This is a genomic window from Pseudarthrobacter sp. O4, from assembly GCF_050157025.1.
Classification (GTDB): Bacteria; Actinomycetota; Actinomycetes; order Actinomycetales; family Micrococcaceae; genus Arthrobacter.
Genome location: NZ_CP189591.1, coordinates 2,719,981 through 2,736,589 on the forward strand (window position 1 = coordinate 2,719,981; position 16,609 = coordinate 2,736,589).

Below are 16,609 nucleotides of genomic sequence, written 5' to 3' on the forward strand. Positions count from 1 at the left end.
TCCCAAGTATGCAATCGCGTCCGGCCGTGACCATCCTCGACATCGCCCGGGAGGCGAAGGTTTCCCGCACCACCGTTTCAGCCGCACTTGGCAGCACGGGCCGGGTGTCCGGAGCGACGAGGGAACATGTCCGGGCGGTGGCCACGCAACTCGGATATGCCCCGAACCAGGCGGCACGGAATCTCCGCCGCAGCCGGACCGGAGCGATCGGCCTGCACCTCCCCGAAAAGGTGACCGGCCTCGCGTATTACATGGACTTCACCTTTGGAGTGGTGGACAGAGCCAATGAGGATGACGTCGCCGTCGTCCTGACGTCCTCGTCGGCTCATTCGTCCGCGCTTACGGCAAAGATTACGGACGGAATCGTCGCCGTGGATCTCATCGACGGGGACCCCATTATCGGGGACCTTGAATCCCGGAATATCCCTCTTGTGACAGGCGAACACGGGCGCCAGGCGGTCGGCAGAAATGGCGGAACAGTCTGGTCGGACCACCGTTCCAGCATGCTGGAGCTGCTGGACCACCTTTACCTTAGGGGCAGCAGGCGTCCGGCTTTCCTCGGGCCGGGAAAATCCAGTGACTGGGGCCGCTCCCTCCACCGCGGCTACCTGGAGTGGTGCACAAGACACGGGGTCCAGCCCAATGCGGCCGATCTGGCCTTCAACGCGACCGCTGCCGACACGCGGGAAAAATCCCTGAAGCTGCTGCGTGTCGATCCGCGCCCGGACGCAATAGTCTGTGCACCGGACGGCTCGGCGATCGGGGTCCTGACAGCGGCGGCGGAATGCGGCCTGACCCCCGGCGAAGATCTCCTGGTCGCATCCTGCGTCGACAGCTCGGTTATGCAAATGGCCAGCCCGCAAATTACATCAATAGAGCTTTCCCCGCGCGAGATGGGACGGCGCTGTGCGGACATGCTCATGCGCCTGATCCAGGAGCCAGGTACCGGCCCCTGGGACAAGGAGCACCCCACAATGCTCAACGTCAGAGCTTCCACACGGCCCATCTGACGACGAACACTTTTGGGGCGCTGTTATCTGTTGGCTGGGCGGAGGGCGTCGGGGTTGGCGCAGTGGGCCAGGGGTTCCCCGCGGAGGTACCGTCCGACGTCTCCGGCGACGATCGTTGCGGCTTTGGCAGCCGTTTGTTTACTGGCGCCGGCCAGGTGGGGGGTCATGACGATGTTGCGGGTGGTGAGGAGGCGCGAGCCTGCGGGGATCGGCTCTTCGGGAAATACGTCGAATGCGGCCCCGAACAGGTGGCCCGAGTCGAGGGCATCGCACAGGGCGTCGTAGTCCAGCAGTGCCCCGCGGGCACAGTTGATGATGATGGATCCTGCCGGCATGGCGGCGATCTGTGCGGCGCCGATCATTTTGGTGGTCTCCGGGGTAACGCGGGCGTGCAGGCTTACCACCAGGCTGCGGGAGAGCAGTTCGTCCAGACCCACCTTTTCGGCGTTACCTGCCAGGAGGTCGGCGGTGACGTAGGGGTCGTGGACCAGGACCTCAGCGCCGAAACCTTTGAGCATGCGCGCTACGCGGCTGCCGATGGCGCCGTAGCCCACGAGGCCGATTGTGCTGCCCTCCAGCTCGGGACCGACGTTGTCGTACGTGTAGTAGTCGCCCCGCCAGGTTCCGGCGGACAGATCGGCGTTGGTCTGGGGGATGCGGCGGATGGCTGCCAGCATCATGCCCAGGGTGTGTTCGGCGGTGGCGGCGGCGTTGCGTCCGGGTGCGGAGGTGACGGCAACCCCGTGGCGGGTGGCTGCTTCCAGATTTGCGTTGACCGGTCCGCCGCGGCTGATGCAGAACAGTTTCAGGTCCGGGCAGGCCTGGAGGACCTTTTCGGTCAGCGGCGCCATCTGCGTGATGCAGATTTCGACGCCGCGGAGCGACTCGATCAGCTGTTCTTCGGTTCCGGAGGCTTCGTCCACTTCGGCGACCGGGCCAAACGGGGTCAGCGGCCACGGAAGCGTCATTTCGGTGAATTCGACGCCGTCCGGCACTTCGCGTTCTACGGCGTCGATGAGGAGGCGGTTCAGGACGAAGTGGTCTCCTGCGGCGAGGATGCGGGTTGTCATGTGGAACTCCTAGGTTCTGGTCAGGATGCCGGGGACGCAGCAGGCGGTCTGGCTGCGGATGGTTCAGTCAGAGGCCCGGCGGCTGCGTTGTATTCGAGGAGGCCGGCCTGTTGGCCCTGAAGACGGATCGTGGTCAGGGCGCAGTTGCCGAGGGAGGGGAAAACCCGCCGGTATTCGCCGAGGGGGATACCCAGGAGCCGGCAGAGAGTGAGCCGGATGGCCGTGGTGTGGGCGACGACCAGGACGCGGCCGTCCGGCTGTTCCTCCGCTATGTCGTACAGACACTGCACGAACCGTTCAGCGGCCTTGAAAGGGTCTTCGCCGCCGGGCAGCGGGGACGCGGCCGGGTCGGTTTGAAAGGCTTTGCGGGCCTCGGGGAATTTGGCTTCCATCTCGGCACCGGTCATGCCCTCTCCGTCGCCGAAGTCGAGCTCGCGCAGCCGCGGGTCGATCTTAAGTTCGTGGCCTGTGGCCTCGGCACAGCATTCGGCGGTCCGGCGGGCCCGGCTGAGGTCCGAGGCCCAGATACCTGTCAGTCCCGCGGTTTCCGCCCAACGGGCGAGTCGGGAGGCCTGTTCCAGACCGCGGGGCGTCAGGTCGACGTCGCTGCGGCCGGCGTACCGGTTTTCGGCGTGCCAGACGGTCTCGCCGTGCCGGACGAGGATGAGATCGGTCATGCGTTTGTCCTTTCACGTGCGTGTGCGGCTACGGCTTCCGGGAGCCAGCCGCGTTGTTCGAGCTCCCCGACCAGGTTCAGGTAGGAGGCGTCGTACGTGCCGGTGGATCCGTCACGGGGATCGATGGTCCGGCGCATCCGCACCATCTCCGCGGCCACGTCGGCGGTCTGCCGCCCCGGGGAGGCCGCGAGGACGGCCATGCCCAGCGCCGGCTCCGCGTTCTGCGGCAATGTCACGGGACGGCCCAGAATGTCGGCGCGCAGCTGGCACCAGTACTCGCTTTTGGTGGCTCCGCCCGTGAGGATCAGCTCGCCGTGCAGGGGCGCGCCCAGGAGGTCGAGGTAGTCGAAGCAGAGCCGTTCGATGTAGGCGATGCCCTGCAGGACTGCGGCGTACCGTTCGCCGTCGGTGGCGGGGGTCCCGAGGATGAATCCTTCCGCTCCGGGGGCGAGGAAAGGGAAGCGTTCACCGCGGGACACGAGCGGGTAGGCGAGGACGCCGGCGGGTTCATAGGTTCTGGCCTGAGGCTCAAGCTGGGCCAGGTCCTGGCCGGAGAAGTCCCGGCTGATGGCGCCGGCTCCGGTGCTGGAGGCGCCCCCGGGGAGCCAGTCGCCGTTGGGGGCCTTATGTGAATAGACGACGCCCAGGGGGTCCTGGATCAGGTCCCGGGTGACGCCTTTGAGTACCAGTGTTGTGCCGAGTACGGAGTTCCAGCTGCCGACTTTCAGTGCCCCGGCGCCGAGCTGCGCGGCGCAGCCGTCGGTGGCACCGGCGATGACCGGGGTGCCTGCGGGGATGCCGGTGGCCGCGGCAGCCGCGCTGCTGACGGACCCGATCCGGGTGCCCATGCGGACGAGGTCCGGGAGGATCGTCAGGGGGACACCGAGGTTCTCCATGAGTTCCTCGGGCCACTTTTCCTGAATGAGGTGTGCCCCTGTTTTGAGGGCATTGCTCAGGTCGGTGGGGACGTCATGGCCAGTGAGCTGGCGGTTGATGAAGTCGTTCTGATGGGCCAGCCGGGCGCCGGGGACTTTGTCCTGATGCTCGCGCAGCAGCCAGAGTAGCTTCGGCAGGGCCCACGCCGGCTGCATCCGCTGGTAGCCCAGTTCGCCCCAGACGTCGGCCCCGGCATTGTTGACGCGGGCGGCCTCCGCTGCGGCGCGTCCGTCGTCGTACATGAGCCCCGGCGTCAGTGGCCGGCCGTCCCGGTCCATGAGCAGGATGGTGCCGGAAGTCGCGTCGACGGCAACGCCCCGTACCGCCGATGCGGGTGCGTCCCGAAGCGCCTCAGAGGAGGCGCCGGCGACCGCCTCCCACCATTGTTCCGGGTTCTGCTCGTGGCGGGCGCCGTCCCGGTGGCTGGTGAGCGGGCGGCTGCCGGAACCGAGCACCGTACCGGATCCGGTGACGGCAAGGACGCGGACGCTTTGGGTCCCCAGATCGATTCCGACCCACACGTCGTCGATGGCGTTTGGTTGGTCTTTCATATGCTTCTCTCTGGCCCGTGACTGGTTCGCGGCTGGATGGTTCGCGGCGCGGCGACGGGGGGCGGTGGGGCCCCGGGGGAGTCGCCCGGGGGCGCGGGGTTGTGAGACGGTACCGTGTCCGGCCTGTTGTTTTCCGTGGAGCGCTGCCGCATCATGGCCAGCCGGGGCCAGGCCTGCCTGGTCACGTGCCGCAGGGCCAGGAAGTCTTCGTAGAGTTCGCTGTAGAAGGCCGCCCGGGACGGTTCCGGTGTGAAAGTGTCCCGGATCCGTATATACTTGGGGGCTGCTTCCTGCACGCTGCCGGCGCGGCCGGTGGCGACGAGTCCGATCAGGAATGCACCTTTGGCTCCCACCTCGGTGTCCGTGGACCTCAGCACCGGGATGCCGGTGACGTCGGCGATCATCTGCAGCCACAGCGTGCTGGCTGCTCCTCCGCCGCATACCCGCAGTTCCGTGGGGGAGTCTCCGGAGGCGGTGAGGCAGTCCCGGATGACCAGGGTGAGTCCTTCCAGGACAGCCTTGGCGATGTGTTCGCGCCGGTGTTCGAAGGACATCCCCAGGAACGTCCCCCGCGCCAGCGGATCCAGGAATGGCGCCCGCTCGCCCGCGGGGGAGAAATACGGCAGGAACATCAGCCCCCCCGCGCCGGGACCGCACGTGGAGGCTAATTCCGTGAGCGCGTCCGGGTCCGCGATTCCCAGCAATTCACAGGCCCATTGGATGACCTCGCCGCCGGCGAGTGTGGGGAAGGAGCGCAGGATCAGTCCCGGCAGTCCCGGGGCAATGTTCAGGCCGGCGGCAGGGTCGCTGATCCGGACCTGGTCGGTGATGATCTCGGTGCACAGTGTTGTGCCCAGGATGCAGCAGGCCTGGCCGGGAGTGACGGCGCCGACGCCGATAGCGGTGGAGGCTATGTCGTATGAGGACATCACGACCGGCAGCCCGGCCGGAAGGCCGAGAAGTGCCCCGGCGTGAGCGGTGAGCTCCGCCGCTCGGTGGTGGTCGTCGCGGATGGGCGGCAGCAACGCCTGTGCCCATTCCATGTCGTAGAGGCGCAGCAGCTCCGGGGAGTACTGGCGTGTGTGGATGTCCATGAAGGGGGCGGCCGCGTCGGACTCGTCGATCGCGAATTCGCCGGTCATTTGGGCGAAGATCCATCCTCCGCAGGTCAGGGACGCGTGCGAGCGGTCGAGCCGGTCCGGATCGTTTTGCCGCAGCCAGCTGAGGATGACGTTGGGCATTCCCGAGGATGTCAGCGAACCGTTGATGGGGAAGGCCCGTTCAAGGACCCCGGCGTGAGTCCAGGCGGAGAGGATGTCCACGCCGCGGCCGTCGTTCCACAGGATGGCCGGACCCGTGGGCGCCCCGTCGGAGGCGACGAGCCACGCGCCGTCGCCCTGGGCGGTGATGGCCAGATAGTCGACCTCGGATTGGAGCCGGGCGGCGACGCCGCGGACGGTGAAGACCACGGCGTCCCAGACCGATTGCATGTCCTGCTCCGCCCAGCCCGGCTGCGGGCGGGCCAAGGCTGTGGCCTGGCGGACGACCGCGACCTCGATCCCGTCCTCGTCGTACCCGACTGCTTTGATCATCGTGGTGCCGGCATCAACGCAGATGACCGCCATGTCCGATCCTTCCTTCGTGCTGTGGATGTGTGGCCCGCAGGTTGCGGGTCAGGCCCTGCCGTGCGAGGTGCGGGAGCGGCGGGAGACGGAGTCGAGCATGACGGCCAGCAGCAGGACGACGCCGGTGACCATGAAACGGAACGAGGAGTCCAGGTTCAGCAGGGTCAGTCCGCTGGATATTGACTGGATGACGACGATGCCCAGAAGTGCGGAGAAGGCGCTTCCCCGGCCGCCGAAGAGGCTGGTGCCGCCGATGACGGCGGCGGCGATGGCGTTGAGGTTGACGTCTCCGCCGCCGCTGCCCTGGTTGGCTGCGGCCAGGCGTGCCGCGGCCAGCAGTCCGCCGACGGCTGCCAGGGTGGAGCAGGTGACGAAGACCGAGGTGTAAACGGCTTTGACGTTGATGCCCGCCCGGCGGGCCGCTTCGGCGTTGCCTCCGACTGCGTAGACTGACCGGCCCCATTTGGTCCGCTTCAGCAGGTAGTTCATCGCCAGTATCAGGGCGATGAAGAAGACGAACATCCAGCCCACACCCCGTGTCTGGTTCAGGTACCAGACGACCAATCCCAGGACCAGCAGCAGCAGGACGCTGCGGGGGATCATGCTCTGCAGCGGCATCGATGACAGCCCAGCGGTCCGCCGGGCACGGGCGTGGAGGTAGTCGGTGGCGAACAGGCCGCCGGCCGCTGCGGCGACGAGGACATAGGAAAGCCACGGCGGCACGAAGGCGAGCTGGGCGAAGTAGACGAGGGCCGAATCGAAGGGAAGGTTGATGGAGCCCTTGGCTCCGAGAACGTACAGCTGCAGGCCAAGGAACCCCAGCAGACCGGCGAGGGTGATGACGAAGCTGGGCACACCGAAGCGGTTGAAGATCTGTCCGTAGACCCAGCCGATGACCGCGCCCAGGGCCACCGTGGCCAGAACGGCGAGCCAGACCGGCCAGCCCAGGTTGACGACGGTCACGGCGACGACGGCCGCGGACAGTCCGCTGACGGAACCGACGGACAGGTCGATCTGCGCGACGAGGAGGACCCCGACGATGCCGAGCGCGATGATTCCGACCGCGGAGCTTTCCATGCTCAGGTTCACCAGGTTGGCGCTGGAGAGGAAGATCGGGTTCAGGCTTTGAAGGATGGCCCAGATGACGATGAGCCCCGCCACGACGGGCAGGACGCCGAGGTCTCCGGATCGTGTCCTGTCCACGAAGGCCTTGAGTTGTCCCTTGAGTCCGGTGCGGTCCTGAAGCCGTTCGTCCTGCAGGTCCAGCGGCCGGATCTGGGGCGTGGGTGCGGTTTTGCTGTTCATTGTGCCAGGTTCTCCTCGCTGGGTGTTGCAGGTCCGGGTGTTCCGCGTGTGGCGGACCGGCGGGAAACGACGTTGTCCGTCGCACCGGTAATGGCGGCGATGAGGTCTTCCGTTGAGACGTCGCTGACGCGGAAGTCGCCGTTGTTGCGGCCAAGCCGGAGCACGGCGACGCGGTCGGCGACCGCCTGCACATCGGCCATGTTGTGACTGATCATGATGACGCCGTGCCCTCTTTCGCGCAGCCGCTCCACCAGGTTCAGCACTTCAGCGGTCTGGGCTACGCCGAGGGCGGCGGTGGGTTCGTCCAGGATGACTATTTTGGGCTCCCCGAGAAGTGACCGCGCGATGGCCACGGTCTGGCGTTGCCCGCCCGAAAGGGAGGCGACCTGTGTGCGCAGCGAGGGAATCTTGGCGGAGAGCTGCTTCAGCAGCTCCCAGGACCGGGTTTCCATTTCGACTTCGTTCAGCCGCAGCGGTGAGATCTCGCGGCCAAGGAAGAGATTGTCGACGACGGTGAGGTTGTCGCAGAGGGCAAGGTCCTGGAAGACGGTGGCGATGCCCAGGTGCAGGGCGGCCATCGGTGTCGGGATGGTTACGTCGCTGCCCTCGAAGGCGATGGTCCCCGAGTCGGGGGCATGCACTCCGGAGAGCACTTTGACCAGTGTTGATTTGCCGGCACCGTTGTCCCCGACGATGGCCACGACCTCTCCCGCAGCCACGTCCAGATCGATGTCCATGAGAGCGGCGACGGCGCCGAAGGATTTATTGATGCCGCGCAAAGCCAGAAGGGGGGCTCCGGTCCCGTCACCGGGTGAGTTGGGTGTTGAAGACATGTGATCCTCTAAGCAGTAATCGTTGTTCGTACGGTGGATCGGTGCCCCGCCGGACGGGCGGGGCACCTTTCCCTGTTATTTGATGCCGGCCTTGGCGCAGGCTGCAGCGTAGGTCGGCGTGCAGAGGTCGGAGACCTTCAGGATCCCGCTCGACACCAGGGCCTCGTTGAGGTTGTCGATCGTGACCACGGTCGGGACGAACAGCTCCGACGGGGTATCAAACAAGGTGGCCTTGCCCTCGGGCTTTTCACCCTTGGCAAACTTGTAGGCGATGTCCGCGGCCGCTTCGGCAACGATCTTGATCGGCTTGGAGATGGTGTTGTACTGGTCCCCGGCGATGATCCGCTGGGCGGCTGCAAGCTCGGCGTCGTTGCCTGTCACGGGCGGTACCGGGTTGACTCCGGCGGCCTTGAAGGCGGCAATCGCGCCGCCGCCGGTGCCGTCATTGGCAGCCACAACGCCGGCGATCTTTCCCGGGAACTGGGTGATCTGTCCGCTGACCCAATCCTGGGCCTTGGTCGGTTCCCAGCCCGGGGTGTCGAATTCGGCCAGCAGCTTCAAACCGCTGGCGTCCACCGCGGTGTGGATGCCCTTCTTGATCAACCCTGCGGCCGCATCCGTGGGGGAACCGTTGACCTGAAGCAGCCCGCCCGTGGCATTGGTCTTCTTCAGGTGGTCCACCAGGGACTGGGCGATGAGGGAACCGATCTTCTCATTGTCAAAGGACACGTAGTAGCTGGCCGGAACCGAAGGGACTGGCCGGTCATAGGCGATGACCGGAACGTTCTGTGCCTTGGCTGTGTTGACGATGGTGGCCGCCGCCGCCGAGTCAACAGGGTCGATCACGATCGCCTTTACCCCCTGGGCCAGGGCTGAGTTTGCCTGCTCCTGCTGCTTAGCGGCGCTGGCGTTGGCATTGGAATAGATGACCGAACAACCCGAACACAGGGACTTGATCTTGGCCTCGAACAGCGGCTTGTCGAACAGTTCATACCGGGTCGAGGCGATGTCCGGCATCAGGAACGCGATCTTGGCGTTCGACGCGTCACCGCCGGCGCCGGTGGTGCCCTGGGGTGTGGAACAGCCCGCCAGGGCCGCCACAGTCGCCACGACAGCCACGGTGACGGCGGCTGCACGGGTATAGAAGTTCTTCATTGAATTCCCTTTCTCGGGGTGAGATGTACGGCGTGCGATCATCCCGGCCGCTGCCGATGTGATAAGAGTAACAGAAATAATGTGAATTCGACCACAAAAGTTGGTACACTTTTCACAACGGCGGACGGGATATCCTGAACGGATGCCCAGCCGCAATGAACCCCGACAGGTGCCGGGAACGATATCCAAGGCGAAGGCGAGCCGATGACCGATACAAATGCGTTGAAGAAACCCCGGGCACGCCGCCAGCAGAAACTCGTCGAGCACGTGGTCGGAGCGGGGTTCGCCACTGCCGCCGAACTGGCAGCCCTCGCCGGCGTCAGCCTCATGACCGTTCACCGCGACATCGACGACCTTGCCGGGCGCGGAGTTCTACGCAAAGTCCATGGAGGAGTTTCCGCGCTGCCGTCAACCGTGTTCGAAGCCAGCTCCGAAATCCGCATGCAGATGCAGGCCCAGGCCAAAACAGCCCTGGCCCACAAGGCGCTGGAGTTCGTAGAGGCCGGCATGTCCGTCATGCTCGACGACTCCACAACCGTTCTCGCGCTGGCACGCCTGCTGAACAAGACCGGCCCCCTGACCGTCCTCACGAACTACCGACAGGCCCTCGAAGTCCTGCGCGAGAATGACGACATCCGTCTCATCGTCATCGGCGGCCAGTACTCCCGGACACACGACTCGTTCATCGGACTTCCTACCGACAGCTCCGTGAACTCCTACGCCGTGGACATAGTGTTCCAGTCAACCTCGACCATGGGGTCCGAGATGACCTACCACCAGGAACAGGACATTGTCTTCATGAAGCGCGCCATGCTCAAAGCAGGCACCAGGCGAATCCTCATGATGGACGGAAGCAAAGTGGGCAGGACGTCCCTGCACCATTTCGTCCCCGTCAGCGATTTCACAGACGTCATCCTGACCGACGACGTACCGGCCCAGGACCGGGACGCCATAGCAGCGAACTGTAAGGTGCATATCGCCCCCCTCGCCCCTCACAGGCCGGCGCACTCAGAAGTTCAGTAGGGACACCATACGCTGACCGTCCGAGGGGCCTGGAAAGACAAGAGCCGGATCCATTGGGGCTCGCGGTCCCGCAACCGTATTCCGGGCAGCGCGGCTGCCGTCTCCTGGACAACGATGGCCGCCTCCAGTTCTGCCAGCTTGGCCCCGAGGCAGCGGTGGATGCCCGAGCCAAAAACCAGACCATGTGAGGTTGACGGTCTGTGCCGGGCCGATTGCATTGGTAGGGGCAAACCCTCGGGCGCGGCTGATCGCGTGCCGTGATTGCCGGTCAGCTCGAGGAGGATCTCGGCTCCGGTCGGGATCAGCTCGCCACCAAGCCGCGTGTCCTGCGCTGCCACGCGGCGCCAGGTTGGCACTGATGATTCGGTGGCAAGCACGTGCCTGACCATGGATCGGGAGCCTGCCTCGGATGCCGCGTCGTCCCAGCCCACGGGCGCGGATCCCTCGAGGAGCCGGAACAGGCTCGTGCTGATCAGCTGGGTGGTCGTTTCCTGTCCAGCGATGAGCAGGAAATAGCCAAGCGAACAGAGCTCAGGTGTTGACAAGCCGTGTTCGGCCAGTGACTTGAACAGATTACGACCGGCCGCGGGCACGGATTCCTCTACAAGCTGGCGCAGCCAGACGTAGAAATCGGCGGCACTCTGGGCGAGTTCGAGTTGCCGGTCCTCGTCGGGCCAACCCCAGAACAGTTCCATGGAGTCAAGGCCCCAGCACTTGAGCCTCGCCAGATCCCGGACGGGCAGCCCAAGGAGTTCAAGCATGATGACGGCGGGAGGGAACGCCGCTACCGTCGGCAAGAGGTCCACGTGGCCCAAACGTTCGAGCTGCTCCGCTGCGTTCGCCGCCGCTTCCTGCGCGAGTTCGCGGATACGCGGCTCCACGGCGGTGACCCTGGCCGGCGTGAAATAGCCCGCCACGACCTTACGGATCCCCGCATGCGTGTCAGTGTCATTGCTGGCCAGGACAGGCGGCAACGCGAAGCGCACGCGCTGCAGCACCCGCAGGGCAGGCCCCGCAAGGGGCGTCACCGCGACCAGGGCATTGGCGGGGCTGAAGTCGCCCGGCCGGTGCAGAACTTCCCGGACGGCATCCGGGTCACGGACCACAATGTATGGGCACCGGTCCGGTCCAAGGTTCTCCGTCTGCGGTTCCGAGGGTCCTGTGGTCGCTGGTGCCTGGTTCATGCGGGCAGGCCGTTCAGCCAGGCCGCTGCCTCAGCACGGAAAACGGCCGGGGTCAGTTCCGAGGCCTGCTCGGGAATGGCGCCGATGAAGGGAACCCGCAACGATTGGAGCACCTGCCGGTTGCTGAGGTGCACGAAGCCCGGGTTGCCTGGCCAGCTTCCGAGCACGACGCCCAGCACCTGAAGCTCGCGGGCTTCCAGCGCTTCGAGGGTCAGCGCGCTGTGGTTCAACGTTCCGAGGGCCGCACGCGCAACGAGCAGTAAGGCCGCGGCGGGTGCCAGAAGCACTGCGAGCTCGGCCAGCGTCCCGCCGTCGGAGTCCAGCTCAACCAGCAGACCGCCCGCGCCCTCGACCAGAACATGATCGTGAGACCCGGCGAGCTCGCGGATCCTGCCCGCGTGCACCGCCAGCGGCGGGAGTGCCGTTCCGTCGACGGCGGCCGCCGCGACGGGCGCCAACGGCTCCCACAGCACCACGCCGGTTTCGGCTGTCATTGCGCCGGTAAGCCGGACAATCTCGGCGGTGTCAGAGTCGCCGGCGGAGGCTCCAGACTGGCAGGGTTTGTAGACGGCGACGCTGCGCCCCAGCCCCTGGAGGACGGCGGCGAGGGCCGCCGTCGTTATGGTCTTGCCGACTCCGGTGTCTGTTCCCGTGACCAGGATGATGGCGGGCAGGTTCATGGAAGGTCCTCCAATATGCCGCGCAGCACTGCGCAGCTGTGTTCAATGTCCTCAGGTGTTAGGCTGGCGCGAGCGGTGAGCCGAAGCCGCGAAATCCCGTCAGGGACGGACGGCGGCCGGAAGCAACCGATCCGCACGCCGGCGGTTCGCGCGGCCAGGGTGGCCTTCAGGGCCGATTCTGCGGAGGGCATGGCAATGGACTGAACCGCCCCCGCCCCCGCCGACGGTTCGATGGTGGTCCCGCGGACTGCTAGCACCGAAGCCAGCCCCGCGGCAAGCGCCGCAGCGTTGTTCCGGACGGATCCCGCGCGCCAGGGCTCGTCGCGGATGATCCGCACCGCGGCGAGGGCGGCAGCGACGGATGCCGGGGCCAGTCCGGTGTCGAAGATGAAGCTGCGGGAGCGGTTGATGAGGTGTTCGCGCAGCAGGGGAGAGCCGAGGACCGCGCCGCCCTGGCTGCCCAGGGCCTTGGACAGTGTGGCGGTGACGACGACGTTCGGGTGGCCGGCAAGGGCTGTCCCGGCCACGGAACCGTGTCCCCGGTAGTGGCCGGTGCCTGTGACGCCGAGGCTGTGCGCCTCGTCAACCAGCAGCACCGCGTCGTGCTGCTCGGCCAGCGTGAGCAGCTCCTCGAGCGGGGCCTCGTCGCCCAGCACGCTGTAGACGGATTCGACGGCGATGAGTGCGCGCGGTTCCGTCCGGCCGGCGAGTAGCCGGCCGGCTTCCTCCACGCTGTTGTGGGCGAAGGATTCCGTGCGGGAGCGGCTCAGCCGGAATCCGTCGATCATCGAGGCGTGGCAGTGCTCGTCCGCCACGAACAGGGTCCCCGGGCCGCCCATCGCCGTGATCACACCCATATTCGCCAGATAGCCGGAGGAGAACACCAGCGCAGCTTCCATGCCGGCCAGCCGGGCCAGTTCCTGCTCCAGGTCCAGATGCAGCTGAATGGTCCCGGCCACCAGGCGCGAGGATGTGGCGCCGGTACCCCACAGCGAAGCGGCTGCCGCGGCAGCGTCCGCAAGCCGGGGATCTGAGGACAGGCCCAGATAGTCGTTGCTGGCCAGGTCGATGAAGCGTTCATCCGCGGCCCGGGGGAGGGGTCGTCGGACCAGACCTCGGCGATCCCGGACCGCGGCCTGCCGCTCGAGCCACTGCGTCATCGAGGCGCTCATGCCGCGTCTCCGCGCCGGACGGCGGCGTGTTCATGGACTTCGGCGACGGCCGCGGTCATGCCTGCGGTGATCTGTTCAATGTCCGCCGCGGTGCTGACATAGGGGGGCATGGTGTAGACGAGATTCCGGAACGGCCGCACCCAGACGCCGCGCCGGATGGCCTCACTGGTGACGGCGCGGACGTCGACGGCATCATGCAGCTCAATGACTCCGACTGCACCAATGGTGCGGACATCCGCCACGGCCGCAAGTTCCCGGGCGGGGGCGAGCCCATTGGCCAGCCCGGAGCCTATCCGGGCCACGTCGGAGCGCCAGCCGCCACCGTCGATGATGCCGAGACTGGCATTAGCCACCGCACACGCCAGCGGGTTCGCCATGAACGTCGGGCCGTGCAGCAGCGCCCCGGCCTGGCCGCCGGATACCGTCGCAGCCACGTCGCCGGTGCAGAGCATGGCGGCGAGGGTCAGGTATCCGCCGGTCAGGGCCTTGCCCAGGCACATGATGTCCGGAACGACGCCGGTATGGCCGGCCGCGAACAGCTCACCGGTGCGGCCAAAACCGGTGGCGATCTCATCGAAGATCAGCAGCAGCCCGTGCCGGTCCGCCACCCGGCGCAGCGCCGTCAGGCATGCGGCCGGATACGCGTACATGCCGCCGGCGCCCTGGAGCAGCGGCTCGACGATAATCGCGGCCAGCTCTTCGGAGTGTGCAGCCGTGATGGCCTGGACCTCCGATGCCCACGCCTGAACGGATTCCGGGGTCGCAGAAGCCGCGGCCGGCGGACGGGGAGCAAACACGTTGCCCGCGAGCAACCCCGGGAATGCCGCGTGCATGCCGTCCACGGGATCACAGACCCCCATCGCCCCGAAGGTGTCGCCGTGGTACCCGCCGCGGATACTCAGGAACCGCTGCCGCCGGGGATGCCCGGACGCGGTCTGGAACTGCACCGCCAGCTTCAGCGCAACCTCCACGGCAACCGAGCCTGAGTCAGCGAGGAACACCCGCTCCAAACGCGACCTGCCAGCAGCTGCCGGCGCCATGTCCACCAGCCGCTCAGCCAGTTCAACCGCCGGGGCATGCGTCAGGCCGCCGAACATCACATGGCTGAAACCGTCCAGCTGCCGCTTCGCGGCGGCGTCCAGCACGGGGTTCCGGTAGCCGTGGATCACCGACCACCACGAGGACATGGCATCCAAAACCTCATGCTGCGTGCCGTCTTCGCCGCGGAGCCGCAGCCGCACGCCCTCGGCCGCCTCGACCTCCCACAGCGGAAGATCCGGGGAAGCCGGCGCGTACGGGTGCCACAACCGTGCGCGGTCCCGCTGGATCAGGCTTAGCGGCGCCGAAACCGGAACCTGTGTCATCTGACAAGTACCCCGTGGCGGGAGCACTCTGCGGTCCAGCCCAGCGGCGTGACCTGGACCTTCATCCGCCTGCGGCAATGCTCGCAGTACCGTGGCGGTTCCAGCGCCAGCTGCTCCCGGCAACGAAGGTGAGTGTCCAACGTCGGCAGCTCACCGCCGTCGGATGTGCCGCCGCAGTGACCGCAATAGTCGGTGGGCCCGGAGGGATCCGGCTTCTGGATGGAAGATTTCACAGTGTCTTCTGGAATTCCTTGATGGGCATGTTCAGTTCCACCAGGAGATTCAGGTCGGCATCGGCGGGCCGGCCCAGGGTGGTGAGGTAGTTCCCTACGATCACGGCGTTAATGCCGCCCAGCAGGCCTTCCCGGGTGCCCAGATCACCGAGGGTGAGTTCGCGGCCGCCGGCATAGCGCAGCACGGTCCGGGGCATGGCCAGGCGGAACGCGGCAATGGCGCGCAGGGCGTCCTTGCCGTCCATGATCCCCTGGTTCTCGAGTGGAGTGCCGGGCCGCGGGTTCAGGAAGTTGAGGGGGACCTCGTGCGGTTCGAGGGCTGCGAGCTCGGCTGCGAGCTCGGCCCGCTGTTCCAGGGATTCGCCCATACCGATCAAAGCCCCGCAGCACAGCTCCATGCCGGCCGCCTTGACCATGGTGCAGGTTTCGAGGCGCTCCTCGTAGCTGTGCGTGGTCACGACTTCGGGGAAGTAGCTGCGGGCGGTCTCGAGGTTGTGGTTGTAACGGTGCACGCCCCACTCTGCAAGCTGGTCCACCTGCCGCTGGGTGAGCATGCCCAGCGAGCAGGCGATGTTGATGTCCACTGCCTCGTTGATCCGGTCGATCGCGAACTTGATCTGGTTCATCAGCTTGATGTCGGGTCCTCGGACGGCCGCCACGATACAGAACTCCGTGGCTCCTGTGGCCGCGGTTTCCTTCGCCGCCTTGACCAGTTCAGGAATGTCCAGCCACACGCCGCGGACGGGCGAGTCGAAGAGTCCGGACTGGCTGCAGAAGTGGCAGTCCTCGGGGCAGCCTCCGGTCTTGATGGAGACGATGCCTTCCACCTCCACGTCCTCGCCGCAGTGCCTGAGCCGCACCTCGTGGGCCAGCTGCAGCGCAGCGGGAAGGGCCTCATCGGGCAGTCGCAGCACGTCCACCAGCTGGTCCTGCGTCAACCCGCGTCCCTCTTCAAGGACATGTTTGCGAGCGGTTTCGAGAATTTCGTACCGGGTAGTCTCCGGATGTGCCTGAATCGTCATTGATCGTCCTTTGCGCTGGCTGGCTGCGGATATGCCTCACAGCTGACGCTAGTTTCCTGTTGACGCCAGGATTTTGTTGGGTGTCCACAAACTGGCGGCCTGGGCTTTGGTCCCGACCATGTAGGTCATGCAGCCCGGCGGGGCCGTGCCCGGCATCGGGCAGCTCATAAACGTCCGCTATCGGGAATCTGCCGATGGAAAGGTTGACCCCAAATAATTGGTCCTTGGAGCTCCTACCCTGGGACCCAACCACTGTCTCGTCTCCTACTCAGAAGCGATTCCCTCCGCCTGAGTCTGGTCCTGCCGCAAGAGGCCGATGCGCGGTCGTCTTGTCAGCCTGACGGCGGTCTCAGGCCAGGTTCTCCTTGAGCAGGGCGCGGTGTTCGACGGCGGCTTTCCCGTGCAGGGCACGGCCCGCGTCGGTGAGTTCCAGAAACAGTGAGCGCCGGTCATCTTCGCAGGAATGGCGGCAGATGAGTCCGGCTTTCTCAAGCCTGTCCACCACCTTGGACATGGCACTCTGGGTCATGGGCGTCCGCTCCCCGAGCTGCTTCATCCTGCACGCCGAGTCCGCGCTGTCGGCCACGAGGTCCAGGATTTCAAACTCAGTCAGGCCGATGCTGAACCGCGACTCCAGGGCACGGTCGATCGCGCCCGCGGTACGGAAGTAGGTGGTCTGGATGCTGCGCCATTGCTCAACCAGCTGGCGGTCCTGCGGTGTTGCCATGCAGCGATTCTAGTTCATGACGGATTCAAAGTCCACGTCATA

The 16,609-nt window shown here is 66.3% G+C and carries 15 protein-coding genes; 2 read left to right on the forward strand and 13 right to left on the reverse strand.

Going from position 1 to position 16,609, the window contains the following annotated elements:
* Positions 1-8 precede the first annotated feature (8 nt).
* Complete coding sequence (locus tag ACQCSU_RS12630) at positions 9-1,010, forward strand: LacI family DNA-binding transcriptional regulator (protein ID WP_426975659.1); 1,002 nt, start codon at positions 9-11, stop codon at positions 1,008-1,010.
* A gap of 23 nt (positions 1,011-1,033) precedes the next feature.
* Here the strand turns inward: ACQCSU_RS12630 and ACQCSU_RS12635 are convergent, their stop codons facing one another.
* The 7 genes from ACQCSU_RS12635 to ACQCSU_RS12665 all read right to left on the reverse strand — a co-directional run bounded on the left by ACQCSU_RS12635 (position 1,034) and on the right by ACQCSU_RS12665 (position 9,162).
* Positions 1,034-2,080: a 2-hydroxyacid dehydrogenase gene (locus ACQCSU_RS12635; RefSeq protein WP_426975660.1), complete on the reverse strand. Its 1,047-nt coding sequence runs from the start codon at positions 2,078-2,080 to the stop codon at positions 1,034-1,036.
* A 20-nt stretch (positions 2,081-2,100) separates the two neighbouring features.
* Complete coding sequence (locus tag ACQCSU_RS12640) at positions 2,101-2,757, reverse strand: histidine phosphatase family protein (protein ID WP_426975661.1); 657 nt, start codon at positions 2,755-2,757, stop codon at positions 2,101-2,103.
* Positions 2,754-4,244, reverse strand: coding sequence for an FGGY-family carbohydrate kinase (locus ACQCSU_RS12645; protein WP_426975662.1), 1,491 nt, complete (start codon positions 4,242-4,244; stop codon positions 2,754-2,756). Before ACQCSU_RS12645 ends, ACQCSU_RS12640 begins: the two co-directional genes overlap by 4 nt.
* Complete coding sequence (locus ACQCSU_RS12650; protein ID WP_426975663.1) at positions 4,241-5,869, reverse strand: FGGY family carbohydrate kinase; 1,629 nt, start codon at positions 5,867-5,869, stop codon at positions 4,241-4,243. Before ACQCSU_RS12650 ends, ACQCSU_RS12645 begins: the two co-directional genes overlap by 4 nt.
* Before the next feature lie 48 nt (positions 5,870-5,917).
* Positions 5,918-7,174, reverse strand: a complete 1,257-nt coding sequence (locus tag ACQCSU_RS12655; RefSeq protein WP_426975664.1) for a sugar ABC transporter permease — start codon at positions 7,172-7,174, stop codon at positions 5,918-5,920.
* Complete coding sequence (locus tag ACQCSU_RS12660) at positions 7,171-8,007, reverse strand: ATP-binding cassette domain-containing protein (RefSeq protein ID WP_426975665.1); 837 nt, start codon at positions 8,005-8,007, stop codon at positions 7,171-7,173. Before ACQCSU_RS12660 ends, ACQCSU_RS12655 begins: the two co-directional genes overlap by 4 nt.
* A gap of 75 nt (positions 8,008-8,082) precedes the next feature.
* A complete protein-coding gene (locus ACQCSU_RS12665; protein ID WP_426975666.1) occupies positions 8,083-9,162 on the reverse strand; it encodes a sugar ABC transporter substrate-binding protein in 1,080 nt (359 codons plus the stop codon).
* A 204-nt stretch (positions 9,163-9,366) separates the two neighbouring features.
* Between ACQCSU_RS12665 and ACQCSU_RS12670 the strand changes: the two genes are divergently transcribed.
* Positions 9,367-10,185, forward strand: a complete 819-nt coding sequence (locus tag ACQCSU_RS12670; protein ID WP_426975667.1) for a DeoR/GlpR family DNA-binding transcription regulator — start codon at positions 9,367-9,369, stop codon at positions 10,183-10,185.
* Here ACQCSU_RS12670 and ACQCSU_RS12675 read toward each other — a convergent pair.
* From ACQCSU_RS12675 to ACQCSU_RS12700, 6 genes are all read right to left on the reverse strand, one after another.
* A complete protein-coding gene (locus ACQCSU_RS12675; protein ID WP_426975668.1) occupies positions 10,179-11,369 on the reverse strand; it encodes a cytochrome P450 in 1,191 nt (396 codons plus the stop codon). The two genes, ACQCSU_RS12670 and ACQCSU_RS12675, sit on opposite strands and share 7 nt — an antisense overlap.
* Entirely contained in the window at positions 11,366-12,049 is a 684-nt protein-coding gene (gene bioD / locus ACQCSU_RS12680) for a dethiobiotin synthase (RefSeq protein ID WP_426975669.1), read from the reverse strand. Before bioD ends, ACQCSU_RS12675 begins: the two co-directional genes overlap by 4 nt.
* Positions 12,046-13,209, reverse strand: a complete 1,164-nt coding sequence (locus ACQCSU_RS12685) for an 8-amino-7-oxononanoate synthase (RefSeq protein ID WP_426979785.1) — start codon at positions 13,207-13,209, stop codon at positions 12,046-12,048. The genes bioD and ACQCSU_RS12685 overlap by 4 nt, the downstream gene beginning before the upstream one ends.
* A gap of 8 nt (positions 13,210-13,217) precedes the next feature.
* On the reverse strand, positions 13,218-14,585 hold the full coding sequence (locus ACQCSU_RS12690) for an adenosylmethionine--8-amino-7-oxononanoate transaminase (RefSeq protein WP_426975670.1): 1,368 nt from the start codon (positions 14,583-14,585) through the stop codon (positions 13,218-13,220).
* 229 nt (positions 14,586-14,814) lie between these two features.
* Entirely contained in the window at positions 14,815-15,840 is a 1,026-nt protein-coding gene (gene bioB / locus ACQCSU_RS12695) for a biotin synthase BioB (RefSeq protein WP_426975671.1), read from the reverse strand.
* A gap of 349 nt (positions 15,841-16,189) precedes the next feature.
* Positions 16,190-16,567, reverse strand: a complete 378-nt coding sequence (locus tag ACQCSU_RS12700) for a MarR family winged helix-turn-helix transcriptional regulator (protein WP_354238499.1) — start codon at positions 16,565-16,567, stop codon at positions 16,190-16,192.
* Positions 16,568-16,609 lie beyond the last annotated feature (42 nt).